This window comes from Natronomonas salina, from assembly GCF_013391105.1.
In the GTDB taxonomy this organism is placed as follows: Archaea; Halobacteriota; Halobacteria; order Halobacteriales; family Haloarculaceae; genus Natronomonas; species Natronomonas salina.
This window is the reverse complement of sequence record NZ_CP058335.1, coordinates 990,844-1,016,366: the sequence shown is the minus strand read 5'-3', so window position 1 is coordinate 1,016,366 and position 25,523 is coordinate 990,844. Positions and strand designations below refer to the sequence as shown.

Below are 25,523 nucleotides of genomic sequence, written 5' to 3'. Positions count from 1 at the left end.
CTAAGCGTTGGCCTCGAGGCGGTCGGCGACGGTCTCGACGGCCTCCAGCCCGTGGACCTCGCCGTGGAGCTGCGGGACGAGCGTGATCGGGAGGTCGAACTTCTTGCGGGCCTCCGCGATGCGCTTCTGCTGGCTCTCGGCCTGGGACTGACAGAGGTCACAGCCCGGCGTCGGGTCCTCGATGACCTTGTTGATGATCGCCCGGCCGGCCGGGATGTCGTAGGTGTCCAGCTCCGCGAGCAGCCGCTCGGTCTCGAGGACGGCCATCGTCTCGGGGATGAGGACCGGCCGGAACTCGGTCCGTTCGGGGTCCCGCAGCGCAGCGCCGACCCGCTCCATCCGGTCCTGTAGCTCCTCCAGGTCGACCTCGACCTCCGGCTCCTGGCCGTCGGCCTCCTCGTCGTCGCCGGAGCCCATGAAGCTCTTCACGGAGTCCGCGAGGTTCGAGACCTGCGAGCGGACGGTGATCATCTTGCCCATCGCCGAACTCATCACGTCGGGGAGCTTCAGCAGGCGCAGGGTGTGGCCCGTCGGCGCGGTGTCGAAGACGATGTAGTCGAACCGCGGGTCGTCCATGTAGTCGACGAAGAGGTCCATCGCGGCGGCCTCGTCGGTGCCCGGCGCGATGCCGGCCTCGATGACCTCGTCGATGTCGTCCTCGTCCAGCGAGATGCCGAGGTCTTCCAGTTCGTCGAGCGCGGCGCTGACCTGCCCGCGGTACTGGCCGATGCGGTCCGAGGGGTCGACCTCGACGGCCCAGAGGTCGACGTCCTCCCGGATGCGCGTCGGCTCCGGTTCGACCCGCGAGTCGAAAACGTCCGACAGCGAGTGGGCCGGGTCCGTCGAGACCACCAGCGTCGAGTGGCCGTCGCGGGCGTACTGCAGGGCCGTCGCCGCCGCGCAGGTGGTCTTGCCGACGCCGCCCTTGCCGCCGTAGAGTACGTACTGCGTCACGTGCGGACGTCCAGCGCCCACGACAAAAAGTATCGGCCGCGAAACCGAGGCGTTTGTACGGGCCGCCGTCGAAGCGGCGCGCATGAGCGACACCGAGACGCCGCGAGTCGTCATCGTCGGCGGCGGCCCCGCCGGACTGATGGCCGGGACCTTCACCGCCCGGGCCGGCCTCGACACCGTCGTCGTCAACACCGGCGAACCGATCCTCCGGCGGAACGCCCACCTCGAGAACGTCCCGGCGTTCCCCGCCGGCGTGAACTCCCGGATGTTCCTCGACCTGCTGGAGGAGCAGGCCGGCCGCAACGGCTGCCTCTTCGAGGCGGGCGCGGTGACCGACCTCGAGCCCACCGGCGAGGGGTTCGTCCTGGCGGTGCAGACGCGGACCGACGACGCACGCGACGCCGAGTCCTTCGAACTCCGCGCCGACTACGTCGTCGCCGCCTCGTGGGCCGACACGAGCTACCTGGAGGGCATCGAGGGCGTCGGTCTGACCGACCGCGGGTCGAAGACCTACGTGGACATCGACGACTACGGCCACGCCGGCGTCGACGGGCTCTACGCGGCCGGCCGGCTCGCCGAGAAACCCCACCAGACGGTCGTCGCAGCCGGTCACGGCGCCGAGGTTGCGCTGACCCTCATCGACGAGTCCGAAGTTCCGTTCTACCACGACTGGGTCGCCCCGGAAGGCTACTTCACCGAACGGGGCCGGGAGGTGCCGCCAGGCTGCGAGGAGATCGACGAGCAGGAGCGCCTGCGGCGCGAGCGCGAGTCGATGCAGCTCATGCAGGAGGCCTTCGACGAGCACCACCCCGACGACCCGACGATGCACCCCAGCGTGGCCGAGGAGCGCGAGGAGGAGTAGACCGGACGGGACGGCGTCGCTGTCGGGTCGCTGGCGACACGTCGCCCGACCGCAGCGGTCGTCGCCGCTCGCCGCGACCCGCGAAGAGTCACGATGGTTTTTATCCGCCGGGGGTGAACGTCCGGCGATGCTCGATGGCGTCAACGTCGCGCTGGGGGTCTCGGGGTCCATCGCGGCGGTGAAGACGGTGGAACTGGCCCACGAACTCCGGCGGCAGGGAGCCGAGGTCCGCGCGGTGATGACCGGCGCGGCCCGGGGGATCGTCCACCCCTGGTCGCTGGAGTTCGCGACCGACCGGCCCGCCGTGACCGAGATCACGGGATCGGTCGAGCACGTCGAGCTCTGCGGCTACGACGGCTGGGCCGACGTTCTGCTGCTGGCGCCGTCGACGGCCAACACCATCGGCAAGGTCGCGAGCGCGGTCGACGACACCCCGGTGACGACCTGCGCGACGACGGCCCTCGGCGCCGACGTCCCGGTCGTCGTCGCGCCCGCGATGCACGCGCCGATGTACGACCACCCGGGGGTGCTTGAGGCCATCGAGACCCTGGAGTCGTGGGGCGTCGACTTCGTCGACCCGCGGCTCGAGGAGGGGAAGGCGAAGATCGCGACCGAGGAGGCCATCGTCGTCGACGTGGCGCGGGCCGCCGGCGACCGGCCGCTCGACGGCGACCATGTCGTCGTCACCAGCGGCGCGACCAGCGAGTCCATCGACCCCGTCCGGGTCATCTCGAACCGCGCGTCGGGCCGGACCGGCCGGGCGGTCGCGAGGGCCTGCTACGCCCGCGGCGCCGACGTCACCCTGGTCCACGACGGCCCGGAGGTCCCCTACGCAGACGTCCGGCCCGTCGAGAGCGCCGCGGAGATGCTGGAGGCCGTCCAGTCGGTCGCCGACGACGCCGACGCGCTCGTCTCCGCCGCCGCCATCGGCGACTACACGGTCGACGCCGCCCCCGAGAAGATCCGCTCCGGGCAGGACCTGACGCTCGACCTCGAGCCGACGCCGAAGCTCATCGACGAGGTCCGCTCGGAGCACCTGGACCTCGCCATCGTCGGCTTCAAGGTCGAGTCCAGCGGCGACGACGACGCGATGGTCGCGCAGGCCCGGGAGACCCTCGAGCGGGCCGGTCTGGCGTTCGTCGTCGCCAACGACGCCAGCGTGATGGGCGAGGACACCACCCGCGTGCTGGTCGTCCGCCCCGAAACGGTCCAGAAGCACCGGGGCAGCAAGTCGAAGATCGGCGGCCTGCTCGCCGACGAACTGGCCGCGGAACTCCGCGGCAACGGCGACGACGACGGCGACTGACCTCCGGGACGCCGCAACGGCCTGCACCCGACTCAGCGAGTGGCATCCGCACGAGCGCTTTTCTCCCGGCTCCCCGAACTGGGGGCCGTGCTGGACGACGAACGCGGGCAGAACGAGGCGACGGCGGTGGTCGTCATCGTGGGGACGACGGTCATCCTCTCGATGTTCTTCGGGTTCGTCGTCTTCCAGAACTACACCAGCCCGGGCGAGGACGTGCCCTACGTCGCCTTCGACTTCGCGTACGACGCCGGCGACGACCGGCTGACGATCACCCACCGGAGTGGCGACTCGCCCCCGGGCGACGAGGTGTACGTGGTCCGCCGGAGCGGCGGCGACACCGAGACCCGCCGGTGGGGCGACGACGGACGAATCCACGCCGGCGACGCCATCATCCTCGCCGGGGTGACTCCGGATTCGACGGTGCTGATCGTCTGGGACCGCGGCTCCGAGGACCGCTCGTACGTTATCGGCCGCTGGGAGTGCTGACTGACGGGGGATAGGAGCGGCCGGGGGTCGCCGGTCGACGCGGCGAGCGCTATCGTCAACTTTTACCCCCGGCTCTCGATACCCTGGGCATGGACCAGCTCCGGCAGTCGCTGCTTGACGCGCCGATCATCGAGAAGGAGGGCTACCACTACTTCGTCCACCCGATCAGCGACGGCGTGCCGATGCTCGAGCCGAGCCTCTTGCGGGAGATCGTCATCAAGATCATCCGCAAGGCCCAGCTCGAGGACGTCGACAAGATCGTCACGCCCGCCGCGATGGGCATCCACATCTCCACGGCGGTCTCGCTGATGACCGACATCCCGCTGGTCGTCATCCGGAAGCGCGAGTACGGCCTCGACGGCGAGACGCCGCTGTTCCAGCAGACCGGCTACTCGGAGAACCAGATGTACATCAACGATGTCGAGGAGGGCGACCGCGTGCTCGTCCTCGACGACGTCCTCTCGACCGGCGGCACGCTGTCGGCCATCTGCGACGCCCTCGAGGACATCGGCGCCGACCTGGTCGACGTCGTCGCCGTCATCAAGAAGGTCGGCGGCGAGAACAAACTGGAGGAGTCGCCGTACACCGCGAAGACGCTCATCAACGTCGACGTCGTCGACGGCGAGGTCGTCATCGTCGACGAACACGGCGACGACTGACCGACCGGCTATCCCCACGGACGCTTCTTCTGTCTCATTCGTACGGATTTCACCGGCGACGGACTCGTTCGTCGCTCACCGGACTCGTCGCTTTCGCTCCTCGTCTGATTCGCGACAGAAAGTAGCGGGAGGTAGATTTGAACTACCGATCTCCGGGTTATGAGCCCGGCGGAATCTCCTGGCTATCCCATCCCGCTGTCTTCTCGTAATCCGGTCCGCCCATTAAGGGTTGTGATTGACCTGCCGTCTGTGGAATCTTACCGCGAGTCGTGGACCCGCCAGGTGATCAGGCTCTCGGCGACGTAGTTGAGCGACATTCCGGCACCGATGGCGATCACGTTCGCGACCGTCGGCCAGAAGTCGCGGCCGAGCAGCAGCAGTTCGACGTCCGTCCACGACGTGAGCAGGTACAGCGTGCCGAAGGCGACTGCCAGCCCGCCCAGCCGGACCGTGTGGGACTTCACGTACCGGCGGAGCCGCGAGACGATCCCCGCGCCGCCCTCGCCGGCGAACGTCCAGCGGTCGTTCAGCAGGAACATGAGGGTGATCGAGGCCTCCGCGCCGACGAACTTCGCCGGGAGGGGCTGGACCGCCAGTCCCGCGGTGAGGACGGCGACGACGACGGTCTCCAGCGTGGCGCCGGCGACGCCGACGGAGACGAACTGGCCGATCCGGTCCGCCGCCGCGAGCGCCTGGAGCCGCGCCCGGACCACCTCGACGACTCCCACCTCACCGCCCCCCGTCGTCGGCGCGTTCGCGCTCGACCAGAGGAAGGGACCCCTCGCGGGTCGCAGCGATCGCGCCGTGGATGCGACTGTCCTGCAGGCGTTTGGCCCGGTGGCGGGCGGCTAACAGCGCGGCGCCCAGCGAGAGCGACGTCGAGATCGGGTCGACGGTGGACCCGGGCATGTCCTCCCACTCGATCGGTACCTCCTCGATCTCAAGGCCGATGGCGGCAGCCATCGCGACGAGTTCGATGTCCCAGGCGAACCCCGACTCGTAGAGGTGGCTGCGCACCCTGCTCCACGCGTCCGCGGACAGCGCCTTCGCACCGCACTGGTAGTCGTACAGCTCCGCGTCGAGCAGACGCCGGGCGAGCCAGGCGAAGCCGTCGCCGAGGAACCGCCGGGCGAACGTCTGGTGGCCGACGACCCGCGCGTCGGGGTGGCGTCGCGACCCGACGGCGACGTCGGCGGCTCCGAGTTTGGCCACGATGCGCGCGAGTTCGGCCGCGGGCGTGCTCCCGTCGGCGTCGACGAACGCGAGCCGGTCTGTGTCCAGCGACTCGAACCCCTCGGTGATCGCGGCGCCCTTGCCGCGGCGGTAGGGGACCGAGTGCACCTCGACGGGGAGGTCGAACGAGGCGACGGCTTCCTGGGTCTCCGCGTCGGCGGCGTCCAGCTCGACGCGGAGGACGTGGGGGGAGAGCTTCGAATGGAGGGCTTCGAGGTACGTGTTCAGCCGGTCGACGTCGGGGTGGAAGGCGGGGACGACGACCCCGAGACTCGTCATGTCCCCCCATCGCGGGGCGTCGAGCAAAAACGGTTCGACTCTCGACAGTGACAGGTCCGCAAGAGGTATACGGGTCGCATCCGGCCCTACGCGGTATGGAGTTCGGGCTCGTCGCGCTGTGGCTCGCCATGTATCTCGTCGTCGGTCTCGCTACGCTCCCGCTGGCGGCCGCGCTGTTCCCCCGGTTCCGCGACGCCGGGGCCGCCTTCGCGATCCCGGTCGGACTTACGACCGTCGGCGTCGTCGGGTACCTCGTCGGCCACGTCGCCTTCGGCTGGCCGGCTCTGCTGGTCTCTCTCGCCGCCATCGTCCTCGCGAGCGCGACCGTCGGCGACCGCGAGGCCGTCGACGAGCGCGCCTACGCCGAGGCCGCCGCCGTCTTCGCCGTCGCCTTCTGCTTTCTCGTCGCCGTCCGTTCGGTCTCGCCCGCCATCGCGCCGCTCCCGCTGGCCACCGGCGAGAAGTTCCTCGACTACGGGCTGGTCCGGTCGACGCTCCGGGCCGGCTCGCTCCCGCCTGAGGACATGTGGTTCGCCGGCGAGAGCGTCAGGTACTACTACGGCGGCCAGATGCTCACGGCACTCCTCACGATCTTCACCGGCACCGCCCCGCGGTTCGCCTACAACCTCGCGCTGGCGGGATTCTACGCGTCCCTCGTCACGACGGCCTACGGGCTGGCCGGCGCGGTCGCCGCGAACCGCGACGCCCCGGTCCGGGTCGCCGCGGGCCTCGGCGCGTTCTTCGTCGGCGTCGCCGGGAACCTCCACACCGCGGGGCAGACCCTCGCGTGGCTGCTCCCGAACTCGCTCGTTACCGCTATCCCGGGGGTGAGCGGCGAGTCGGAGGCGCTGTCGTGGTCGCCGGCGGAGTTCTCCTACTGGCCGGCGAGCCGGGTCGTCGACGGCGCGATAAACGAGTTCCCGCTGTTCGCGTGGCTCAACGGCGACCTCCACGCCCACATGATGGGTACGCCGTTCCTGCTGCTCGTCGCGGCGCTGTGTTTCAGCTACTGGCTGACGCCGGCGACGGAGCGGACGCGCCGGCGACTCCTCCTGGTCGCGGTCGCGCCGGTCGTCGGGCTGCTGGCGGTCGTCAACACGTGGGACGTCCCGACGGCCGGCGGGCTGGTCGCGCTCACGGTCGCCTTCGCACCGAGCGATCCCGCGACGCTGTTGCCGACGTCGGCCGCCGAGCGCCTCCCCGAACGCGAGGGGCTGGCCGAGGAGTTCCGCCGCGACGGGCTGGCGCTGGTCGCGGCCGTCGCGCTCGTCGTCGCGGGCGCGCTGGTCGTATTGCCGTTCTGGCTCGGCAGCGCGTCGACCCGGAGCGTCGGACTGTTCCCCTCGCGCACCGGCATGGGACAGTTGCTGATCGTCCACGGCGGCTTCCTGCTGGTCTTCGTCCCGTATCTCGCGGGTCGGGTCGCCGGGCTCGTCACCGTCGAACGGCCGCCGCGAGCGATCGCCTGGATCGTCAACGCCGGGGTCTTCTGCCTCGGGGTCTGGCTGGCCGGGTTCGCGGCGCTGGTGCTGTTCGGCCCGCTCGTCGCGGCGGCGTGGCTGCTGCTCCGGGAGCGCGCCGACGCCGGGTTCGAGGCGCTGCTGATGCTCGCCGGCTTCGGTCTCGTCCTCCTCGTCGAGTTCGTCTACGTCGTCGACCCGGGCGCCCCCGAGCGGCTGAACACCGTCTTCAAGGTGTACATGCAGGTGTGGGTGCTCTGGGCGCCGGCGGCCGGCGTCGCGCTCGCGCGGCTGTTCGACCCCGCCGGCGCGCTGCCGTCGGTCGACACGCCCCAGTGGCGGACCGCGGGCACCGCCCTCGGCGTGGCGGTGCTCCTGGCGACGGGCCTGTACGCCGGCTTCGCCGTTCCAGCGCACTTCGAGCACGACCCCGTCGGCGCCGACGGACCGACGCTCGACGGGACGGCGTACACCGACGCGGAGTACCCCGACGAGGCGGCCGCTATCGACTGGCTGGACGACCGCGAGGGCCAGCCGACCATCGTGACCGCGGCACCGGGCGGGTACTGGTGGGACTACGACCGGGTCGACAGCGATAGTTACGACAAGGGGGCGTCGGCGCCGTCGAGCCTCACCGGCGTCCCGACCGTCCTCGGGTGGTTCCACGAGGCGCAGTACCGCGGCGAGGCACCCTACCAGCGGCGGCTCTCGGACGTCGGGACGATCTACGAGGGGTCGGCCGACCGGCAGACCGAACTCTTCGAGCGCTACGACGTCGAGTACGTCTACGTCGGCCCCGTCGAACGGCGAGCGTACGACCTCACCGTCGAGGACCACCCGGACCTCGAGGTGGCCTTCGAGCAGGGTTCGGTCGTCGTCTACGAGGTACAGGGCTGACAGGCGGCCGTCGACGCTGGCGGCCGGCCGCGGTTCTCCGATGGCCGCCGCTGAGCGGTCACGTCACGGGGGCGGTGGCCGCGCTATAAGTTATAAAGTATCGGGTGGACGACGGATTGTCGCGGGGTTACTTCGTCGCGGGCTTGGCCTTCGCCTGGATCACGTCGACGGCTGCGGCGTCGACATCGTCGGTGTCGAGGTGGACCGGTATGTACTCGCGGCGTTCGAAGGCCTCGCGTTCGTCCTCTTTGCCGATCGTACACCACAGCTGGACGCGCTCGGGGCCGTGCCACTCGCCCTGCCGCTGGATGGAGTAGCAGACGTACTCCTCGCCGTCGTAGTCGATGACGGCCCCCTTCCGGATCCCGGGGTCCCCGTGGATGATGAGGTGCCTCATGCGAGGGCGTTCGGCGGAACGGGGGTTAAGCGCTTCGAAGGCGTCGACGCCCGCTCCCCACCGGGTTCCCGGGGGCGAAACCAAACCCGTTTTAACCCACCACGCGTTAGCGGTCGATAACTATGGAGATGCCACGCCGGTTCAACTCGTACTGTCCGCACTGCAACGAGCACAACGAGATAGAGGTCGAGAAGGTCCGGACGGGCCGGTCCTCGGGGACGAAGTGGGACGCCCGCCGCACCCGCCGCGGGAAGGCGGTCATCGGGAACGCGGGGCGCTTCTCCAAGGTGCCCGGTGGGGACAAGCCCACCAAGAAGACCGACCTGAAGTACCGCTGCAGCGACTGCGGCAAGGCCCACCTCCGCGAGGGATGGCGCGCCGGAAAGCTGGTCTTCCAGGAGTAACGATGGCGGGCAACTTCTTCCGCGTCGAGTGTCCGGACTGCGAGAACGAGCAGGTGGTCTTCGGCAAGGCCGCCAGCACCGTCAGCTGTGCCGTCTGCGGTTCTACCCTGGCGACGCCGACCGGCGGCGAGGCCGACATCCTCGGCGACGTCGTCGAGACGGTCGAAGCGCGGTAACGTCGACCGGCGGGCGACAACGGTGGTTTTATTCTCGTCAGACGGGTAGCAGTGGGTATGAAATACAGCGGCTGGCCCACGCCTGGCGAACTCGTCGTCGGACGCGTCGACGAGATCGAGGACTTCGGGGTCTTCGTCGACCTCGAGGAGTACGAGGAGAAACGCGGGCTGGTCCACGTCAGCGAGGTCGCCTCCGGCTGGATCAAGAACGTCCGCGACCACGTCAACGAGGACCAGATGGTCGTCTGCAAGGTCCTGGAGGTCGACGAGGACGCCCAGCAGGTCGACCTCTCGATCAAGGACGTCAACGACCACCAGCGATCCGAGAAGGTCCAGGAGTGGAAGAACGAGCAGAAGGCCGACAAGTGGATGGAGCTGGCCTTCGGCGAGGACGTCGACGACGACACGTTCCGCCGGGTCGCCAACGAGCTCATCGACGAGTACGGCTCCCTCTACGACGGCTTCGAGCAGGCCGCCATCCACGGCCCCGAGGCCCTCGAGAACACCGACCTCTCGGACGACGAGCTGTCGGCCATCGTCGACACCGCCCGCGAGAACGTCTCGGTCCCGTACGTGACGGTGACCGGCTACGTCGACCTCACGGCCCCCGGCGGCGAGGGCGTCGAGGACGTCCGCGAGGCCCTGGAGGCCGCGGAGGGCAACGGCGAGGTCCCCGACGAGGTCGAACTCGACGTGACGTACGTCGGTGCCCCCGAGTACCGCATCCGCGTGAAGGCGCCGAACTACAAGACCGCCGAGTCGGAACTGGAGGAAAGCGCCGGCCGCGCCCGCCAGGCCATCGAGGCCGTCGGCGGGACTGGCGACTTCCATCGCGAACGGAAGACCGACGAGGAGTAGCGTCGCCGTGAAGTCCGACATCCGAGTGTGTTCGGCGTGGGAGACCGCCCACGACCGGCCGGTCTACACACTCGGTGAGGCGTGTCCGGAGTGCGGTGCTGACGCCGAGAACAGCGCACCGGCGCCGTTCAACCCCGAGGACCCCTACGGCGAGTACCGGCGGCGGGCGCGGCGCAGCGCCGACTGAACGTTACCGTCCCCCGACACATCGCCGTGTTCTTAAGCGGCCGGACCACCAGTTGTGCCCATGGACGAGTTCGACATCGAGACGCCGGCGACCCCCGACCTCGAGGACCCGGTGCTGATCGAGGGGCTGCCGGGCGTCGGTCACGTCGGGAAGCTGGCGGCCGAGCACCTGCTCGAGGAGTTCGACGGCGAGCTGGTGCGCCGCGTCTACTCCGAGCACTTCCCGCCGCAGGTGACCGTCGACGAGGGGCGGACGGAGCTGGCCTCCGCTGAGGTCCACGCCATCCGCGACGCCGACCGCGACCTGCTCGTGCTGACCGGCGACCACCAGGCCGGCGACGGCCCGGGCCACTATCGGCTCGCCGACGCCTACCTCGACGTCGCCGACGAGTTCGGCGTCGAGCGGATCTACGCACTCGGCGGCGTCCCGACCGGCGAACTGGTCGACGAACCGGACGTCGTCGGCGCCGCGACGACCGACGGCTTCATCGACGACCTCGAGGACGTCGGCGTCGAGTTCCGCGAGAACGAGCCCGCCGGCGGCATCGTCGGCGTCTCGGGGCTGCTCCTCGGGCTCGGCGAGCGTCGCGGCTACGAGGCCGCCTGCCTGATGGGCGAGACCAGCGGCTACCTCGTGGACCCGAAGAGCGCCCGGGCGGTCCTCGAGGTGCTCCAGCAGGCGGTCGACTTCGACGTCGGCTACGACGCCCTCGAGGACCGCGCCGAGGAGATGGAGGAGGTCGTCAAGCGCATCCGGCAGATGGAGCAGAGCGCCGCGCCGAGCGAGGAGGACCTCCGGTACATCGGCTGAACATCGGCGACCGTCCTGGGGCCGAACGCGGCCGACCCCAACACGCTCTTATGCGATTCCGTCCTAGTGGGACCGTGGCAGTCGACACGTTCCTCGCGCTCCCGCGCTGGCTGTACGTCGGCGTCGCCGTCGGCCTCCTGACGAGCGTTGGCGTCGCCGCGGCGTTCCTCGTCGCGGCCCGGCTCTTCCCGGACGGCAACCGCACCCGGGGAACCCGGCGCTCGACCGAGGAGCGCCGCCGCGTCGAGATCCGGCGGTACCTCCAGGCCATCGGTGAGGGGTTCGTCGAGGACGCCAGCGTCGCCGGCGAGTCCGTCGCGTTCTACCTCCCGACCCGGGACGTCGCGGTGACCTTCGACGCCCGGACGTTCCTCGCCCTGGAGCGGACCCCGACCTACAGCATCCTGATGGAACACGAGATGCCCGGCGTCGCGCTGGGCCACCGCCTCCCCTTCGAGACGCCGGACGTCTTCCCCGACGAGACCGAGGAGCGCGCCGCGGACCGCGAGCGAGAGCGCTTCGCACCGGGGGGCGAATCGGAATCTGCGTACGCGACGCTGGGGCTTCCGAGCGGCGCCAGCGACGCCGCCGTCCGTCGGGCCTACCGCGAGCGCGTCAAGGAGGTCCACCCCGACCACGGCGGCGACGAGGCGGAGTTCCGCCGGGTCCGCGAGGCGTACGACACCGCCCGCCAGGAGGCACCGTGACCCGGGTCCCGATCACCGACGACGTCGTCGAGCAGCTCCGCGAGGTCCTGGACGCCGGCGTCCTGGACGACGAGTTCAACTACATGGGCGCGCAGTTCGCGGCCCAGGACATGAACCACGAGGAACTGGCCGAGTTCGTCTACGAAGCAGACGCCGCGACGTACTACGAGGCCGTCCAGCGGGCGAAGGACTTGGACGACGGGGACTGATTCTCCGGGCGAGACGCCACTCGACCCCAGCCCGAACCCAGTGCTACCGAGACGTCAGCCGCCGCGTCGCGACCGTCCCGCCGTCCCCGACGGCGACCGCTCGACCGGCTCCGGTACCGACGCCCCGTAGCGGGCCGGATGCCGGGACCATCGGCCGTTCCCAGTCCCCGTTCGTCGCGGGACGCTCGTAGAGCGCACCCTCGCCGCAGGCGACGACGTACGCCCCTTCGCCGGCGATGCCCCGCAGGGCGTCGCCGACGGATTCGGGTGTCCACCTCGCCCCGTCGTAGCGGTGGACGACGCCGTCGTCGGCGCACACCAGACAGTCGTCTCGGGCGAGCGCCGCGACGCCGGTGAGGGTCCCGTCGGCTCCGTCGATGCCGACCCGCTCGAACGTCTCGCCGGCGTCGGTCGTCCCGTAGACGCCGTCGTTTGTGTCGCAGAGGTAGCCGGCACCTTCCCCGGCGAAGTCGACGCCCGAGAAGCTGGAGCCGCTCCCGGGTTTCTCCGGCCCCGTCCAGGCGACCTCGCCGTCGCGGTACCGGCCGCGGAGCGTCTGGCCGGACCCGTTGACGAGCAGGACGGTCTCGGATCCGTCCCCGCCGTCGACGGCGACGTCGACCCAGTTGTCGGTGATGTCCTTGGGCGCGGAGAAGTCCACGTGGCGGCCGGTCTCGACGTCGATGCGGCCGAGCGAGCCGCTGTCGCCGGCCAGCCAGACGGCGCCGCCGTCCGCCGTCGTGTCGACCCCGCGGAGCGGCTGCCCGTCGGCACCCGGCCCGTCCTCGAGCGCGACTGTCCAGCCCTCGCCCCGGTCGGCCAGCACGACGCCCGACTCGCCCACCGCGTAGGCGGCGGTCGGACCCACGGCGGCGTCGTAGAGGGCCACGTCGACCGGTGCGTCGGCAGTGGTCCACTCGACAGCGTCATCAGCGTCGTCGTCGACGCGCGGTTCCTCGTCGGTGCTCGTCTTCTCGTCGGTACCGGCTCGGGTGTCGGGCCTCGGATTCTCGTCCGCTTCCGGGACGGCCTCCGTCGCGGTCCCCGGCTCCGGGGCTGTACGGTCCCGCCTCCGTTGTGAGAGGTAGAGGGCCACCGGCGGGACGACGTAGGCGGCGATCGCCAGCCCCGCGAACCAGGTGTGGACGACCGTCAGGGTGCTGAAGGCCGTCAGTCCGGCGGCTGCGACCGCGTGGACCCAGGTCTTCGCGTACCGGCGGAAGAAGTCGAGGAAGCCGTCGTCGGACGGGACAACTGGATCCGTCACGCCACCGGCCACCGCGAATCCTCGCTTCGTTCGGCGACTGGCGCAGTCATGACTCGAAGGTTCGAACCGGAGCCGAAAGGGTCTTTCTCGACCGGGCGATGGCGAATCGCGTGAGAGGCGCCTCGTTACGGTGTCCGTCTGGTCCTCAGGTGTCGTCGACCTCGTAGGCCAGACCGGCGTCGCGGAGCGCGTCGGTCACCCGGCCGGCGAGGTCGGTCGTCGAGACGACGACCACGTCGAGGCCGCGGTTGGCGGCGTCGGCGGCGACCTCGCCGGCGGCGAAGGTGACGTCGGCCTCGTGGCCGGACGCACGGAGCGCGGCGACGGCCTCGACGCCCGCGGCGGCGACGAGGTCCGCGTCGGCGGCGGCGTCGCCGAGCGCGTCGGACTCGTCGGGGTACTGGGAGCGGATCGGAGAGACCTGGAAGACGGTCACCTCGCCGGGTTCGAGGTCGATGATGCCGGCGAAGCCCGTGACGCCGACGACCTCGCCGGACTCGGCGTCCGTGGTCGCGACGCCGGTCGCCGGCCCCTCGTCGCCGGGAGCGGCGTGGAGGAGGCCGTCGACGATGGACAGCGAGACGGTGTCGCCGGCCTCGACGTCGGCGGTGGCGAAGGCGGCGTCCTCCTGCATGCTCCCGAGGACGTCGTCGGTGACGTGGTCGGCGAACCGCCGGACGTCGGAGGCCTGCTGGAACAGCCAGTCGACGCCCTGCTTCGTGACGCGGTACCGCGAGCGGGCCTCCTTCTCGACGAAGCCCTCGTCGACGAGCTCGCGGATGTACTCCGAGACCGCCTGGCTCGTGACACCCACCGCCTCCGCGATCTCCCCCTGGTTGACCGCCGGCTGGCGGTCCGCGATCTCGACGAGCACGCGGAACTTCGTCGCGGACCGCTTGTTGTCGAGGACGTCGACCATACCGGCTTCTGGAGGCGGGTATTTAAAAATCCAGGCGACTCCCCGGATTGCCCACTGGACCGCCAGCGATTTGCGCGCGCCGGGCGAACCCAGCCCATGGAGTTCGAGCCGCGTGACCGAGCGGTGTACGTCCCGGCCGCCGACGCGCTTGTCTGTGCCGACCTGCACGTCGGCCGGGACGCCGCCTCGAACGTGGAGCTGCGGCTCGGCGAACACGAGGACCTCACCGAGCGCTTCGCGGCGCTGCTGGACCGCTACGATCCAGCCGCGGCCGTCATCGGCGGCGACCTCCTGCACTCGTTCAGCGGGCTGCCGACCGGCGTGATGGAGACCGTCCGCGGCATCGAACAGGCCGCCGACGCCGTCGATTGCGAGCTGATCGTCACGCCCGGCAACCACGACACGATGCTCGAGGAGCTGTGGGACCGCCGGCGGGAGCCCGAGTACCGCCTCGATGGGACCGACGTCGTCGTCACGCACGGGCACGTCGAGCCGGTCGGCGACGCGGAGTGGTACGTCGTCGGCCACGACCACCCGACCATCGAGATCGAGGGGACGCGGCGACCCTGCTACCTGTACGGTCCAGGCCAGTACGAGGGCGCGGGCGTGCTGATGCTCCCCTCCTTCAGCCGGCTCCCGGCCGGCGTCGCCATCAACGACATGTACTCCGGTGACTTCCAGTCGCCGCTGATCACCGACGCCAACGCGCTCAGACCCATCGTCCGGGACGAGGCCGCCGACGAGACCCACGAGTTCCCGCCGCTCGGGGAGTTCCGCCGGATGCTGTAGGGCGCTCGAGGGTGGCGGACTACGCCCGCTCCTCGAGAACGGCCTCGGCCGCCTGCCTGCCGCTCTCGAGGGCGCCCTGGATGGACGACCACTGCGTGTAGTCGCCGGCGAGGACCACCGGCCCGTCGGGGGCGTCGACCGCCGGCAGCTCCGCTCGGAACCCCGGCGGCTGCGCGAACTGCGCGAAGTCGATCCGGTCGACGGCCAGCACCTCCAGGTCGCCGAAGCTGTTCTCCGGGTACCACGCTTCGAGCGCCGACCGGACCTCGGCGCCGAGCGCCTCGTCGTCGGCCTCCTGTTCGCCGAGGAAGGTCGCAAAGAGCAGTTGCCGCCCCTCGGGGGCGTACTCCGGGGCCGCCGCGGACATCGGCGCGACCGTGTTCGGCTCCGTGTCCGCCGCGTTCAGGACGATGCGGGAGCCGGTGTCCAGCTCTTGTCGGTCCGGGAGCGAGCAGTGGACCGTCACGCAGGCGCGCGCGTCGGTCGGCGTCTCGACGCCCGTCAGCTCGCCGGCGGTCGGGGGGTCCGTCGCGACCACGACGGCGTCGGGGAACACCCGCTCGTTGCCGGCCTCGACGATCACCTTCTCGCCGTCGACCTCGAGGTCCGTCACCGGCCGTCCAGTCCGGAGGGTCGCTCCGGCGGCCTCGGCGCGACTCCGGAGCTGCTCGGGGATGGCCGCCATCCCGTCCGCGGGGACGACCGTCTCGCTCTCGGCGAGCATCTTGAATGTGTACTCGAACACCCGGCTCGACGTCGAGAGCGACCGGTCGAGCGTGATCCCGCCGTAGAACGGCTCGGCGAAGTGCTCGACGAACGCCGACGAGAACCCCCTTTCGTCGAGGTACTCCCGGATCGTCGTCTCCTCGCCGGTCAGTATCTCGTCGACGGACCGGTCCCGGAGGTCGCCCTGCAGCCGGAACAGCCGGAGCTTGTCGCGCGTCGTGACGTCGCGGTTCAGCAGCGTCGGCAGCGCCGCGCCGGGGTCGCCCCGGGGGTCCGCCAGCGTCGACCGGTGGTTCGGCTTCGCGACGGTCGCGCCGGGCGCGAACGCCCGGAGGTCGAGGGCGTCGAGGTCGAGTTCCCGCCGGGCCGCCGGGTACCCGGTGAAGAGGACCTGGAACCCGCGGTCCAGCGTGAACCCCTCGACCTCCCGGGAGCGGACCCGGCCGCCGACCCGGTCGTCCCGCTCGAACAGTTCCACCTCGGCGCCCGATTCGGCGAGGCGCCGCGCGGCCACCAGTCCCGCCAGTCCCCCGCCGACCACGACGACGTGCATGTCACCCCGTTCGGCGCCCCCCGTCAAACCCGTTTCCGTCGCCTAGGAAATTGAACTCCGGGTCGTCGACGGCCGGGAGAACCTCCCCTGGCGGATGAATCGCCATCCGCCCTGGTAGATCGCCGAACCGGCTCCGGAGGGAATCGTCCCCCGGCCCGAGCAGGAAGGACAGGGCTTTGCCGGGCGGTTCCGAACGGCCGCCAATGACCACGTTCGAGTGTACGGACTGCGGGGCGACGGTCGCCGACGATGACCCGACGCGGTGCCCGGACTGCGGCGGGACGCTCGACGCGAGCTACGACTACAACGAGGTCGACCTCGACCGTGAGACGCTCGCCGACCGCGCTGGCGGCTGGAAGCACCGCGAACTGCTGCCGCTCGTCCCCGACGGCATGGGCGAGGGAGCGACGCCGCTGGTGAAGGCCCCGCGGCTGGCCGACGAACTCGGCGTCGCGCGCGTCCTCGTCAAGAACGAGGCGCACAACCCGACCGGGACGGTCACGGACCGCGGGCAGGCGCTCGTCGCGGCGGCCGCGTCCCGGGGCGACGCGGACACGCTTGCGCTGCCGACGACGGGGAACGGCGGGCAGTCGGCGGCCGCCTACGCCGCCCGCGCCGGGCTGCTGTCGCGGGTGTTCGTCCCCAGCCGGACGAACTTCGTCAACAAGGCGATGATCAACGTCCACGGCGGCGACATGCGCGTCGTCGAGGGGCGGTACGGCGACGCCCGGGAGGCCTACGAGGCCGAGCGCGAGGAGCTCCCGGCGGCCGGCGACGAGGAGTGGTTCCCCGCCGGCGCCTTCGACTCGCCGTTCCGCCACGAGGGCGCGAAACCGATCTACTACGAGGTCGTCGAGCAGCTCGACTGGACGGTCCCGGACGCCGTCGTCGTGCCGGTGGGCCACGGGACGGTCGTCTCGGGGCTCTGGAAGGCGGCCAGGGAGTTCGCCGACCTCGGGGTGGTCGAGGGGACGCCGCGGCTGTACGCGGCCCAGCCGGACGGCTGCGCGCCGGTGGTCGAGGCCGTCGAGTCGGGTGGCGACCCGGAGCCGTGGGAGGTCCCCGACACGGTCGTCGGCAGCCTGGAGATCCCCGACCCGGAGGGCGGCCTGCCGGCGGCGGAGGCCGTCCGCGCCAGCGGCGGCGACGCGGTCGCGGTCGACGACCAGGACCTGCTCGACAGCGCCGCGACCATCGCCCAGCACGAGGGCCTCGAGGTCAGCGTCGCCTGCGGCGCCGCCGCGGCCGGGGCGTGGGACCTGCTGGAGCGCGACGCCTTCGACGCGGACGACACCGTCGTCCTCGTCAACACCGGCACCGGGAACAAGGACGCCGACATCGTCCGGAGCCGGCTGATGGGACGGGGGATGTAGAAGGGTCCGGGACCGGACTCACTCCAGTTCCGGCGTGAACCGGGCGAACGTGAGGTAGCCCGTGTGGCCGACGCCGGCCGTCGACGGGCGGGAGCCGCGGTCGTCGAAGTCCATCTCCCGCTGGATGGTCTCGAGGGTCTCGATTCCGGAGAGTCCGGCCTCTCGGGCCGCCGCCACAGTCTCGCCTGACGACTCGACGAACGGCGAGTAGACCGCGACGAAGCCGCCCGGCGCGAGCACGTCCGGCGCGCGCTCGACGACCGTCGGGGCGTCGGCGGTGTCGAGGGTCAGGAGGTCGAAGCGCTCCTCGAGGTCGTCGAGTTCATCCGTGAGGTCGCCGGTGCGGACGTCGACGAGGTCGGTTACGCCGGCGAGGTCCATGTTCTCGCGGGCGACGTCGGCGAACTCGGGGTCCCTCTCGTAGGTGGTCACGTCGACGCCGAGGCGGCCGAGGTACGCGGAGAGGACGCCGGTTCCGGTGCCGGCGTCGAGCACCCGGTCGCCCGCGGCGACGCCGGTGTGGCCGACGACGAGGCCGATGTCGCGCGGCATCATCGGCGCGCCGGTGCGCTCCAGGTGGTCGAAGAGGTCCGGACCGCGGAGCCGCCGCACCTCGAAGGCCTCGTTCAGATGCGTCTCGACGGTGGTTCCGGGCTCGACGTCCTCCGGGAGCTCGAGGATGCCGAGGTCACTCTCGAGGGTCTCGCCCGGCGCCAGCAGGAACTCGCGGTTGCCGCGGACGACGAGCACCCGGCGGTCGCTCACTCGTCCTCGAGCTGCTGGACGGCCGCCGCCAGGTCGCCGGTCTCCTCCAGGGTCTCGCGGGCCGTCTCCTCCGGCACGCCGGCTCGCTGGGCGACGATCTCGACGTCCTGCTCCGAGAAGTCGCTGCTCGAACCGCCGCCGCTGGCGTCGGCGTCCTCGATGGCGCCGGCCTCGTCGGTGTCGCCCCCTTCGCCTCGCGGTCGGGAGTCGGGCTCGCCGACGACCTGGTAGGTCTGCTGGCCCTGGGCGTCCATCCGCTGGACCTCGGCGTTGTGGAAGACGAGTTCCTCCTCGGGGGTCCGGATGATGACCTCCTCGGCGTCGATATCCTCGAGGTCGATCCCCATCTGGTTCATCATCTGCTTCATCTTGCGCGGGTTCAGTCCGCCGCCTCCTCCGAACATACCCGTAGCCAGGTGGTGACGGTGCAAAAAGCCTGATGTTACGCGGCGTCACTCCGCCGGGACGCCGTCGCGGACCTTCACGGCCATCCCCGTCTCGAAGTCGAGCATGGCGTCGGCTGAGAGTTCGGCCCGGCCGACGGCCACGAGGTCGCCGTCGTAGTGCTCGACAAGCACCTCGTCGCCCGGCCGGACCGCCGGGTCGACCTCCCTGACGAACTTCGCGAAGACGTTCTTCCCGTCGCGGACGAACGGCTCGCTGTCGTCGCCGACGACCACCCGGTAGGCGGGAAACTCGAGGGCCGCCTGCAGCCGGCGGCCGCCGACCGCTCCGAGCGTGAACCGGCCGTCGGTCCCGTACGAGAGGATCCGTTCGCCGTCGGCGAGGATCTGCTGGGGGCGGCCGGAGCTCGTCCGCTGGACGACGACCTCGCCGTCGAATAGCGCCGCGCCGGCGCCGCGGCCGAACTGGTAGTCGGCCACCGTCTCGAGGGCGTCGTCGTCGCGCTTCATACCAGACGCCTCGGGAAGACGGTGGATACGCCTTTCGGGACGGCTATGTCTCTCGGTACCAAACAGCATATCGTTCCTGACAGGAATGTGTGGGTGATAAATACACTCACGTCTGTGCCTTTCGTGAGACTTAAGCTGCGGACGTACCAACTCGAAGACATGGCAACGAACGTTCGCAAGCTCGGAATCGGCGTCGCGCTGCTGGTCGTCAGCGCCCTGTTGATCATCGGGACCGGCACGATGCAGGTGCCCATTCCGAGCCCGCTGGCCGCCGTCGCGGCGCTCGGCCTGGCCGCCGGCTCGCTGCTGGTCGGCCTCTCGGAAGACAACGCCGGCGTCTGAAGAGACGGACGACCGCACCACGACCGAACTAACAGCAGACGTTCTCGCAGGTTCTTCCGCCCACACTTAACAGCCGGCCGGCCGAGTGTCCGGTCTATGAACATGCTCCGAACCGTCGGCCGGATCGCCATCGTAACGCTTGGCGCCGCCCTCGCGGCCGCAGTCGGGTGGATGCTGTTCGTCGCGTTCCCGACGAGCACCGTCGAACTGGTCGGCGTCCTCCTGGTCCTCGCGGCCGCCGTCCTCGGTCTCCGCGTAGCCGGGAACGTCGCTCGCAGCGTCTTCCCGGGATACAACGTCGCCGAGGTCGCCGTCGAGGGACCGATAACCCGGGACAGCGGCGGCGGCGTTCCCTTCTCGGCGCCGGGGACGCCGGGCGCCGACGACGTCGTCGAGCTCGTCGAGCGGGCCGACGCGGACGGGAACGCGGAGGCGCTGCTGCTGCGGCTGAACACGCCGGGCGGCGCGGTCGTCCCGAGCGACGATATCCGGCTGGCCGCCGAGAAGTTCGACGGCCCGACCGTCGCCTACGCCACGGACGTCTGCGCCAGCGGCGGCTACTGGATCGCCAGCGGCTGCGACGAACTGTGGGCCCGCGAGGGCAGCATCGTCGGCTCCATCGGCGTCCGCGGCTCGCGGATGACGGCCTCGGACCTCCTCGACAAGGCCGGCGTCGAGTACGAGCAGTTCACCGCCGGCGAGTACAAGGAGGCCGGCGTCCCGTTCGAGGACCTCGACGACGACGAGCGGGCCTACCTCCAGGGGCTCATCGACGACTACTACGACCAGTTCGTCGAGACGGTCGCCGAGGGACGGGACATGGACGACGAGATCATCCGGGAGACCGAGGCGAGGGTCTACCTCGGCGAGGAGGCCGACGCCATCGGACTCGTCGACGAGATTGGCACCAGAGACGACGTAGAGGAACGCCTTGAGGACCTCCTCGAGGAACCGGTCGAGACGACGGAACTGGAGCCGACGACCCACATCGCCGAACGGCTCCGCGGCGGCGCCGAGCGGGTCGCCTACGCCGCGGGCGCCGGCGTCGCCGGTCAGTTCACCGACGCCGACGGCGAGTTTCGATTCCGGGTGTAACGGCCCGTTCCGCAGGGGCCTCGGGGTGACGAACGGTCACGAAAGCTTTTGTCCCGGCGTGGGCAACCTTGCGACGTGAGTACGCTGGTCGTATGCGTCGATCGCGACGGCGGGCTCGGTCCCGACGGTCCCGTCGTCGGCTGGGAGGCCGTCCAGGCGCTGGTCACCGACGTCGGCATCGACGACCCCGAAGACAGCCGCGTCAACTGCCTGCTGGAGACCCTCCGCGTCGCCCGCGACCTCCGCGACGACGGCGAAGAAGCCATCGTCGCCGTCGTCGCCGGCGGCGGCGACAGCGTCAACAGCGACCGCGCCGTCGCGCGCCAGACGGACGGACTCGTCGAGGAGTTCGCGCCGGACTCCGCCGTCGTGGTCACCGACTCCGCCAGCGACGAGCGACTCGTCCCCATCATCGAGAGCCGGATCCGGGTCGACGCTGTCGACCGGGTCGTCGTCCGGCAGTCCCACGACATCCAGTCGACGTACTACCTGCTGAAGCAGTTCCTCGGCGACGAGGAGCTTCGCGGGACGATCCTCGTCCCCATCGGCGCCGCCCTCCTGGCGTTCCCGGTGCTCCTGCTGCTGGCCGACAGCGTCACGATCGCCCTGTCGGCGATCGCCTCCGTCATCGGCACGTTCCTCCTCTACAAGGGCCTCGGCATCGACGACTTCGTCTCGTCGCTCCCCCGGAAGGTCCGCGACGCCTTCTACTCCGGGCAGGTCTCCCTCGTGACCTACGTCGTCGGCGCCGGACTGGCGTTCATCGGCATCTTCGCCGGCGGGATCAGCGTCTCGGGGATGGGCGACGTCAGCGAACTCCTGCTCGGGCTCCGATTCCTCTACGTCAGCGTCCCCTGGTTCGCCGCCGCCGCGCTGGCGGCGGCGACGGGACGCCTCATCGACGAACTGCTGGCCGAGGAGGACGTCTCCGGCGCGCTGATGAACCTCCCCTTCGGCGTCGTCGCCATCGGCCTCGTGGTCCGCGGCTTCACCGGCTACTTCCTCGAGCGCGCCGACGTGCTCGGTCGGCTGGTCATCCAGCCGATCGCGGTCGGCCCGATCTCGGTCGAGGGGTTCACCCTCTCGATCTGGGGACGACTCGCGACCTACGTCGCGGCGGGCATCCTCGTCAGCTTCGTCGGGGTCGCCTTCACCTCGCGGATGAACGACTCGGAGTCGCGGCTCGAGGAGTACCCCGAGTGACTGAACCGACGGCCCTATAGCCGGGCCGGAGCAACGGCGGGTATGGATCCGTGGGTGAGCCTGTTCTCGGGCGGGAAGGACTCCTCCTGGGCGCTCTACCGGGCGCTGGAGGCGGGCGAGCCGGTCGAACGGCTCGTCACCGTCCACCCGGCCGGCGACTCCTACATGTACCACGTTCCGGCGACCGAACTCGCGTCGCTGGCCGCAGAGAGCGTCGGCATCCCGCTGGTCGACGTCCGCCCGGACGACTTCGAGGCCGACGCCGACGCGACCGAGGACTCGAGTGCCCGTGGCGACCGCGAACTCGAACCGCTCGAGGACGCGCTGGTCGACCTCTCCGGGGAACTCGGCGGTATCGGCGGCGTCACCGCTGGCGCCGTCGAGAGCAGCTACCAGACCACCCGCATCGAGGCGATGTGCGAGCGGCTGGACGCCGAGCTGTTCGCGCCGCTGTGGCAGCAGGACCCCCGCGAGCTCGCGGACGCGATGCTCGACGCCGGCTTCGAGATCACGATCATCCGGGTGGCGGCCTACGGCCTGGACGAGTCGTGGCTGGGGCGGACCCTCGACGCCGACGCGATCGCCGAACTCGAGGCGCTGAACGACGAGTACGGCGTCCACGTCCTCGGCGAGGGCGGGGAGTTCGAGACCCTCGTCACCGACGGCCCGCACATGGAGCGGCCGATCGAACTGGAGTACGACACCGAGTTCGATGGCACCCGGGGTTCCCTAATCGTCGAAGACGCGTGGCTCGGGTAGGGCGGACAGGCGGCGCTCGCGACCGCTCTCGCGGGCACTCCGCTAAGACGGCCCGTCGCGCCGCACACCCGCGCTGGCGGACCGCCGCACTGCTCAGATCACGGCGGCGCTGGCCGCCTCATCCCCCGTAGACCCTCGGTTGCAAAAGAATCATAATCGCGGCTTCTGTCGGTTCTGACAATGAAAGCCGTCGTCCTTGCAGGGGGATACGCGACGCGCCTGTGGCCGATCACGAAGCACCGCCCGAAGATGCTCCTCCCCATCGGCGAGGACACCGTCATCGACCGGATCTTCCAGCCGCTGGAGGAAGACGACCGCATCGACGAGGTGTACGTCTCCACCAACGAGCGGTTCGCCGAGGACTTCGAGGAACACATCGCGGACAGCGACTTCGAGAAGCCCCGCATCTCCGTCGAGGAGACCACCGAGGAGTCCGAGAAGTTCGGCGTCGTCGGCGCGCTCGGCCAGCTGGTCGAGCGCGAGGGGGTCGACGACGACCTCCTCGTCGTCGCCGGTGACAACCTCATCGGCTTCGATCTCTCGGACTTCGTCGACTACTTCCTCGAGAAGGGTTCGGCGACGCTGGCCGCCTACGACGTCGGCGACCGCGAGAAGGCCAAGTCCTACGGGCTCGTGGAGCTCGACGGCGAGCGCGTCGTCGACTTCCAAGAGAAGCCCGAGGAACCGAACAGCACGCTCGTCTCCATCGCCTGCTACGCCTTCCCGGCTGAGTCGATCCGGTTCGAGGAGTACCTCTCCGGCGACAACAACCCCGACGAGCCCGGGTGGTTCCTCCAGTGGCTCCAGTCCCGGGAGGCGGTCAACGCCTTCGTCTTCGAGGAGCCCTGGTACGACATCGGGACGCCGGAGTCGTACCTGGAGGCCATCGCCTGGGAACTCGACGGCGACAGCGTCATCGCCGAGTCCGCCGACGTCGAGCGATCGACCATCGGCGACAACGTCCACGTGATGGCCGACGCCGAGATCGTCGACTCGACGCTCGACCACTCCATCGTCTTCGAGGACGCCGTCGTCCAGGACTGCGAGATCCACGACACCATCATCGACGAGGGGACCCACATCGAGAACGTCGACCTCGCTGGCGCGCTGCTCGGCGCGCACACCCAGCTGACGAACAGCGGTCCCCAGTAGCGTTTTGCCCGCCGGGCTCCCAGCGGGTGGTATGCAGGGTGCAGACCGGACGACCCGGCAGCGGATCGCCGACTTCCTCCGGGGCCAGCCAGCCGAGGCCGCCACGCTCGCCGAGGAGTTCGGTATCACCACGGCGTCGGCGCTCTCTCACGTCGAGCACATCGCGAAGTCCCTGGAGGGCACCGACGAGCAACTCCTCGCGGCGCCGCCGGAGTGCCGCGACTGCGGCTTCGACGAGTTCGACGACCTCACGAACCGGCCGTCGCGCTGTCCCGAGTGCAAGAGCGAGAACGTCGGCGAGCCGGTCTTTACGATCGACTAGTACTTCGGCTCGGCGCCGGTCTCGGCGTAGATGTCGTCCATGATCCGGTCGCGCTGGCGGCGCCACTCCGGGAAGCCGTCCGGACTGGAGGGGTACGACTCGTAGTGCTCCAGGAGCCGGTCGGCGAGCTTCTTCGTGTCGTAGAGGTTCTTCAGCGTCCCCCAGTGGCCGAACGTCTCGTAGGCCACCTTCAGCTTCAGCCCGAGGCCGACGTTCGCCGACCCGGAGTACAGCGCCTCGGAGATGCTGTCGCCGGGGAGCGCGCCGAGCAGCGCCAGCAGGTCGTCGAGGTCGTAGGCCGTCGAGAAGATGTTGTAGATGTCGAGGGCCGCGTAGCGGCCGCCGTAGTGGTCCATCACCCGCTCGTTGTACCGCCAGAGGTTCTCTTCGCCGACGTCGCCGTCCTCGATGGCTTCGACTGCCTGCTCGCCGGCGTACTGCCCGGCGTAGGCGGCCCCCGCGATGCCGCCGCCGCTGATCGGGTTGACGTGTGCGGCGGCGTCGCCGATGGCCATGTAGCCGGGGGCGACCGCCGAGTCGTAGGGCCGACGGGTCGGCAGCGCGGCGCCGAGCTTGTCCTTGACCGTCGCGCCCTGCAGTTCGGGGCGCTGGCTGATGTCCTCACGGAGGTCCTGGACGAGCTTCATCGGCTCCTCGTTCATCTGGAAGCCGAGGCCGACGTTGATCTCCGTCGGCGTCCGCGGGAAGTACCACAGGTAGCCCGCCGCGCGCTTCGTCGGCTTGAACACCAGGGCGTCGGACCACTCGACCGGCTCCTCGACCTCGATGACCTCGCGGTACGCCGAGGCGAACTGCGAGTAGTTGACGTTCGTGTCGAAGGTCGCGTCCTCGAGGTCCGCCTTGTCCTGCAGGATCGAGAGCGCGCCCGCCCCGTCGAGGACAATCTCGGCCTCGTAGGTCAGCGACTCGCCCTGCTTGCGGGCCTTCAGCCCGGTCACCCGCCCGTCGTCCTCCTGGACGACGTCCTGGACGATGGTGTCGTAGTGGAACTCCGCGCCGGCACGGTCGGCGCCGTCGATGATGCGCCGGCCGTAGTCCCAGCGGTCGATGACCGCCAGTTCGCCGGGCACCGGGATGTCGAGGACGACGTCCTCCTGGGGGATCTCGAACTGGCCGTGGTCGACGTCCGTGTTGGTGAAGGAGTCCTCGATGTGGGACTTCGGGATCGACTCGGGGAACTTGTTGGCTCCCTTGAGCGCGTCGCCGCAGGCGATGTGACCCGCCTCCTCCTCGTCCTTCCGGTCGACGATGACGACGTCGTATCCGGCCTCTGCGATCGTCGCGCCGGCGTAACAGCCGGCGGTGCCGGCGCCGACGATCACGACGTCGTACTCGAACGTGGTCATACCCGGTCTTCCAGTCCCGGGCGGCAAAACTCTTTACAACGACCTTTTTGCACGGGCGGCCTGGCGGCCGCCCGGCAAAAACGTCGATGAAAA

Annotated in this window: 31 protein-coding genes and 1 tRNA gene; 20 read left to right on the top strand and 12 right to left on the bottom strand. The window is 70.3% G+C overall.

All coding sequences use genetic code 11. From position 1 onward, the window contains the following. Entirely contained in the window at positions 1 to 954 is a 954-nt protein-coding gene (locus tag HWV07_RS05645; protein WP_178333361.1) for an ArsA family ATPase, read from the bottom strand. 82 nt (positions 955 to 1,036) lie between these two features. Between HWV07_RS05645 and HWV07_RS05640 the strand changes: the two genes are divergently transcribed. From HWV07_RS05640 to hpt, 4 genes are all read left to right on the top strand, one after another. Further along, entirely contained in the window at positions 1,037 to 1,816 is a 780-nt protein-coding gene (locus HWV07_RS05640; protein ID WP_178333360.1) for an FAD-dependent oxidoreductase, read from the top strand. Between the two features lie 127 nt (positions 1,817 to 1,943). Further along, positions 1,944 to 3,122, top strand: coding sequence for a bifunctional phosphopantothenoylcysteine decarboxylase/phosphopantothenate--cysteine ligase CoaBC (coaBC, locus tag HWV07_RS05635; RefSeq protein WP_178333359.1), 1,179 nt, complete (start codon positions 1,944 to 1,946; stop codon positions 3,120 to 3,122). Between the two features lie 87 nt (positions 3,123 to 3,209). Then, the gene (locus HWV07_RS05630) at positions 3,210 to 3,608 is read left to right on the top strand and encodes a type IV pilin domain-containing protein (protein WP_178333358.1); all 399 of its coding nucleotides are present in this window, start codon (positions 3,210 to 3,212) and stop codon (positions 3,606 to 3,608) included. Between the two features lie 89 nt (positions 3,609 to 3,697). After that, entirely contained in the window at positions 3,698 to 4,267 is a 570-nt protein-coding gene (gene hpt / locus HWV07_RS05625) for a hypoxanthine/guanine phosphoribosyltransferase (RefSeq protein WP_178333357.1), read from the top strand. Positions 4,268 to 4,389: 122 nt separating this feature from the next. On the opposite strand, the gene HWV07_RS05620 is transcribed toward hpt, so the two are convergent. The 3 genes from HWV07_RS05620 to HWV07_RS05610 form a co-directional block, all read right to left on the bottom strand. Then, positions 4,390 to 4,464: transfer RNA gene (locus tag HWV07_RS05620), tRNA-Met, on the bottom strand. A 60-nt stretch (positions 4,465 to 4,524) separates the two neighbouring features. Beyond that, positions 4,525 to 4,995: a GtrA family protein gene (locus HWV07_RS05615; protein ID WP_178333356.1), complete on the bottom strand. Its 471-nt coding sequence runs from the start codon at positions 4,993 to 4,995 to the stop codon at positions 4,525 to 4,527. Position 4,996: 1 nt separating this feature from the next. Next, complete coding sequence (locus tag HWV07_RS05610; RefSeq protein ID WP_178333355.1) at positions 4,997 to 5,779, bottom strand: glycosyltransferase; 783 nt, start codon at positions 5,777 to 5,779, stop codon at positions 4,997 to 4,999. Positions 5,780 to 5,874: 95 nt separating this feature from the next. On the opposite strand from HWV07_RS05610, the gene HWV07_RS05605 reads away from it, so the two are divergent. Next, positions 5,875 to 8,136: a DUF2298 domain-containing protein gene (locus tag HWV07_RS05605; protein ID WP_178333354.1), complete on the top strand. Its 2,262-nt coding sequence runs from the start codon at positions 5,875 to 5,877 to the stop codon at positions 8,134 to 8,136. Positions 8,137 to 8,263: 127 nt separating this feature from the next. On the opposite strand, the gene HWV07_RS05600 is transcribed toward HWV07_RS05605, so the two are convergent. Next, positions 8,264 to 8,533 carry an HAH_0734 family protein gene (locus tag HWV07_RS05600; RefSeq protein WP_178333353.1) on the bottom strand — a complete coding sequence of 90 codons (270 nt, stop codon included), beginning with the start codon at positions 8,531 to 8,533 and terminating at the stop codon, positions 8,264 to 8,266. A 122-nt stretch (positions 8,534 to 8,655) separates the two neighbouring features. Here HWV07_RS05600 and HWV07_RS05595 point away from each other — a divergent pair, with 122 nt between their 5' ends. Genes HWV07_RS05595 through HWV07_RS05565 form a run of 7 tightly spaced genes read left to right on the top strand, consistent with a single transcriptional unit; the run spans position 8,656 to position 11,884 of the window. Continuing rightward, positions 8,656 to 8,937 (top strand): 50S ribosomal protein L44e, encoded by a 282-nt coding sequence (locus HWV07_RS05595; RefSeq protein WP_178333352.1) that lies wholly within the window; start codon positions 8,656 to 8,658, stop codon positions 8,935 to 8,937. A gap of 2 nt (positions 8,938 to 8,939) precedes the next feature. Next, on the top strand, positions 8,940 to 9,113 hold the full coding sequence (locus HWV07_RS05590) for a 30S ribosomal protein S27e (protein ID WP_178333351.1): 174 nt from the start codon (positions 8,940 to 8,942) through the stop codon (positions 9,111 to 9,113). Between the two features lie 57 nt (positions 9,114 to 9,170). Then, positions 9,171 to 9,971 carry a translation initiation factor IF-2 subunit alpha gene (locus HWV07_RS05585; RefSeq protein ID WP_178333350.1) on the top strand — a complete coding sequence of 267 codons (801 nt, stop codon included), beginning with the start codon at positions 9,171 to 9,173 and terminating at the stop codon, positions 9,969 to 9,971. 7 nt (positions 9,972 to 9,978) lie between these two features. Further along, the gene (locus HWV07_RS05580) at positions 9,979 to 10,158 is read left to right on the top strand and encodes an RNA-protein complex protein Nop10 (RefSeq protein ID WP_178333349.1); all 180 of its coding nucleotides are present in this window, start codon (positions 9,979 to 9,981) and stop codon (positions 10,156 to 10,158) included. 60 nt (positions 10,159 to 10,218) lie between these two features. Then, on the top strand, positions 10,219 to 10,968 hold the full coding sequence (locus tag HWV07_RS05575; protein ID WP_178333348.1) for a proteasome assembly chaperone family protein: 750 nt from the start codon (positions 10,219 to 10,221) through the stop codon (positions 10,966 to 10,968). Positions 10,969 to 11,018: 50 nt separating this feature from the next. Continuing rightward, positions 11,019 to 11,675 (top strand): J domain-containing protein, encoded by a 657-nt coding sequence (locus tag HWV07_RS05570; protein WP_178333347.1) that lies wholly within the window; start codon positions 11,019 to 11,021, stop codon positions 11,673 to 11,675. After that, on the top strand, positions 11,672 to 11,884 hold the full coding sequence (locus HWV07_RS05565) for a hypothetical protein (protein ID WP_178333346.1): 213 nt from the start codon (positions 11,672 to 11,674) through the stop codon (positions 11,882 to 11,884). Before HWV07_RS05570 ends, HWV07_RS05565 begins: the two co-directional genes overlap by 4 nt. Before the next feature lie 43 nt (positions 11,885 to 11,927). Here HWV07_RS05565 and HWV07_RS05560 read toward each other — a convergent pair whose 3' ends face one another. Further along, positions 11,928 to 13,151, bottom strand: a complete 1,224-nt coding sequence (locus HWV07_RS05560; protein WP_178333345.1) for a beta propeller repeat protein — start codon at positions 13,149 to 13,151, stop codon at positions 11,928 to 11,930. A 145-nt stretch (positions 13,152 to 13,296) separates the two neighbouring features. Beyond that, positions 13,297 to 14,070 carry a DUF7839 domain-containing protein gene (locus HWV07_RS05555; RefSeq protein ID WP_178333344.1) on the bottom strand — a complete coding sequence of 258 codons (774 nt, stop codon included), beginning with the start codon at positions 14,068 to 14,070 and terminating at the stop codon, positions 13,297 to 13,299. Positions 14,071 to 14,166: 96 nt separating this feature from the next. Between HWV07_RS05555 and HWV07_RS05550 the strand changes: the two genes are divergently transcribed. Further along, positions 14,167 to 14,859: a metallophosphoesterase gene (locus HWV07_RS05550; RefSeq protein ID WP_178333343.1), complete on the top strand. Its 693-nt coding sequence runs from the start codon at positions 14,167 to 14,169 to the stop codon at positions 14,857 to 14,859. A gap of 19 nt (positions 14,860 to 14,878) precedes the next feature. On the opposite strand, the gene HWV07_RS05545 is transcribed toward HWV07_RS05550, so the two are convergent. Further along, the gene (locus HWV07_RS05545) at positions 14,879 to 16,138 is read right to left on the bottom strand and encodes an NAD(P)/FAD-dependent oxidoreductase (RefSeq protein ID WP_178333342.1); all 1,260 of its coding nucleotides are present in this window, start codon (positions 16,136 to 16,138) and stop codon (positions 14,879 to 14,881) included. A gap of 203 nt (positions 16,139 to 16,341) precedes the next feature. On the opposite strand from HWV07_RS05545, the gene HWV07_RS05540 reads away from it, so the two are divergent. Then, on the top strand, positions 16,342 to 17,511 hold the full coding sequence (locus HWV07_RS05540) for a threonine synthase (protein WP_178333341.1): 1,170 nt from the start codon (positions 16,342 to 16,344) through the stop codon (positions 17,509 to 17,511). Positions 17,512 to 17,529: 18 nt separating this feature from the next. Here HWV07_RS05540 and HWV07_RS05535 read toward each other — a convergent pair whose 3' ends face one another. The 3 genes from HWV07_RS05535 to HWV07_RS05525 are packed head-to-tail and all read right to left on the bottom strand — an operon-like array spanning position 17,530 to position 19,190. After that, a complete protein-coding gene (locus tag HWV07_RS05535; RefSeq protein WP_178333340.1) occupies positions 17,530 to 18,276 on the bottom strand; it encodes a methyltransferase domain-containing protein in 747 nt (248 codons plus the stop codon). Beyond that, the gene (locus HWV07_RS05530) at positions 18,273 to 18,680 is read right to left on the bottom strand and encodes a nascent polypeptide-associated complex protein (RefSeq protein WP_178333339.1); all 408 of its coding nucleotides are present in this window, start codon (positions 18,678 to 18,680) and stop codon (positions 18,273 to 18,275) included. Before HWV07_RS05530 ends, HWV07_RS05535 begins: the two co-directional genes overlap by 4 nt. Positions 18,681 to 18,728: 48 nt before the next feature. Continuing rightward, a complete protein-coding gene (locus tag HWV07_RS05525; protein WP_178333338.1) occupies positions 18,729 to 19,190 on the bottom strand; it encodes a PUA domain-containing protein in 462 nt (153 codons plus the stop codon). A gap of 159 nt (positions 19,191 to 19,349) precedes the next feature. On the opposite strand from HWV07_RS05525, the gene HWV07_RS05520 reads away from it, so the two are divergent. From HWV07_RS05520 to HWV07_RS05495, 6 genes are all read left to right on the top strand, one after another. Beyond that, on the top strand, positions 19,350 to 19,532 hold the full coding sequence (locus HWV07_RS05520; RefSeq protein WP_178333337.1) for a hypothetical protein: 183 nt from the start codon (positions 19,350 to 19,352) through the stop codon (positions 19,530 to 19,532). 96 nt (positions 19,533 to 19,628) lie between these two features. Then, on the top strand, positions 19,629 to 20,627 hold the full coding sequence (sppA, locus tag HWV07_RS05515; protein WP_178333336.1) for a signal peptide peptidase SppA: 999 nt from the start codon (positions 19,629 to 19,631) through the stop codon (positions 20,625 to 20,627). A gap of 75 nt (positions 20,628 to 20,702) precedes the next feature. Next, positions 20,703 to 21,830 (top strand): DUF373 family protein, encoded by a 1,128-nt coding sequence (locus tag HWV07_RS05510; RefSeq protein ID WP_178333335.1) that lies wholly within the window; start codon positions 20,703 to 20,705, stop codon positions 21,828 to 21,830. Positions 21,831 to 21,872: 42 nt separating this feature from the next. Then, on the top strand, positions 21,873 to 22,589 hold the full coding sequence (locus tag HWV07_RS05505) for a diphthine--ammonia ligase (protein ID WP_178333334.1): 717 nt from the start codon (positions 21,873 to 21,875) through the stop codon (positions 22,587 to 22,589). A 180-nt stretch (positions 22,590 to 22,769) separates the two neighbouring features. Further along, positions 22,770 to 23,741 carry a nucleotidyltransferase family protein gene (locus HWV07_RS05500; protein WP_178333333.1) on the top strand — a complete coding sequence of 324 codons (972 nt, stop codon included), beginning with the start codon at positions 22,770 to 22,772 and terminating at the stop codon, positions 23,739 to 23,741. A 31-nt stretch (positions 23,742 to 23,772) separates the two neighbouring features. Further along, positions 23,773 to 24,063, top strand: a complete 291-nt coding sequence (locus HWV07_RS05495) for a transcriptional regulator (RefSeq protein ID WP_178333332.1) — start codon at positions 23,773 to 23,775, stop codon at positions 24,061 to 24,063. Here the strand turns inward: HWV07_RS05495 and HWV07_RS05490 are convergent. Further along, positions 24,060 to 25,430, bottom strand: coding sequence for a geranylgeranyl reductase family protein (locus HWV07_RS05490; RefSeq protein WP_178333331.1), 1,371 nt, complete (start codon positions 25,428 to 25,430; stop codon positions 24,060 to 24,062). The genes HWV07_RS05495 and HWV07_RS05490 overlap by 4 nt on opposite strands. Positions 25,431 to 25,523 lie beyond the last annotated feature (93 nt).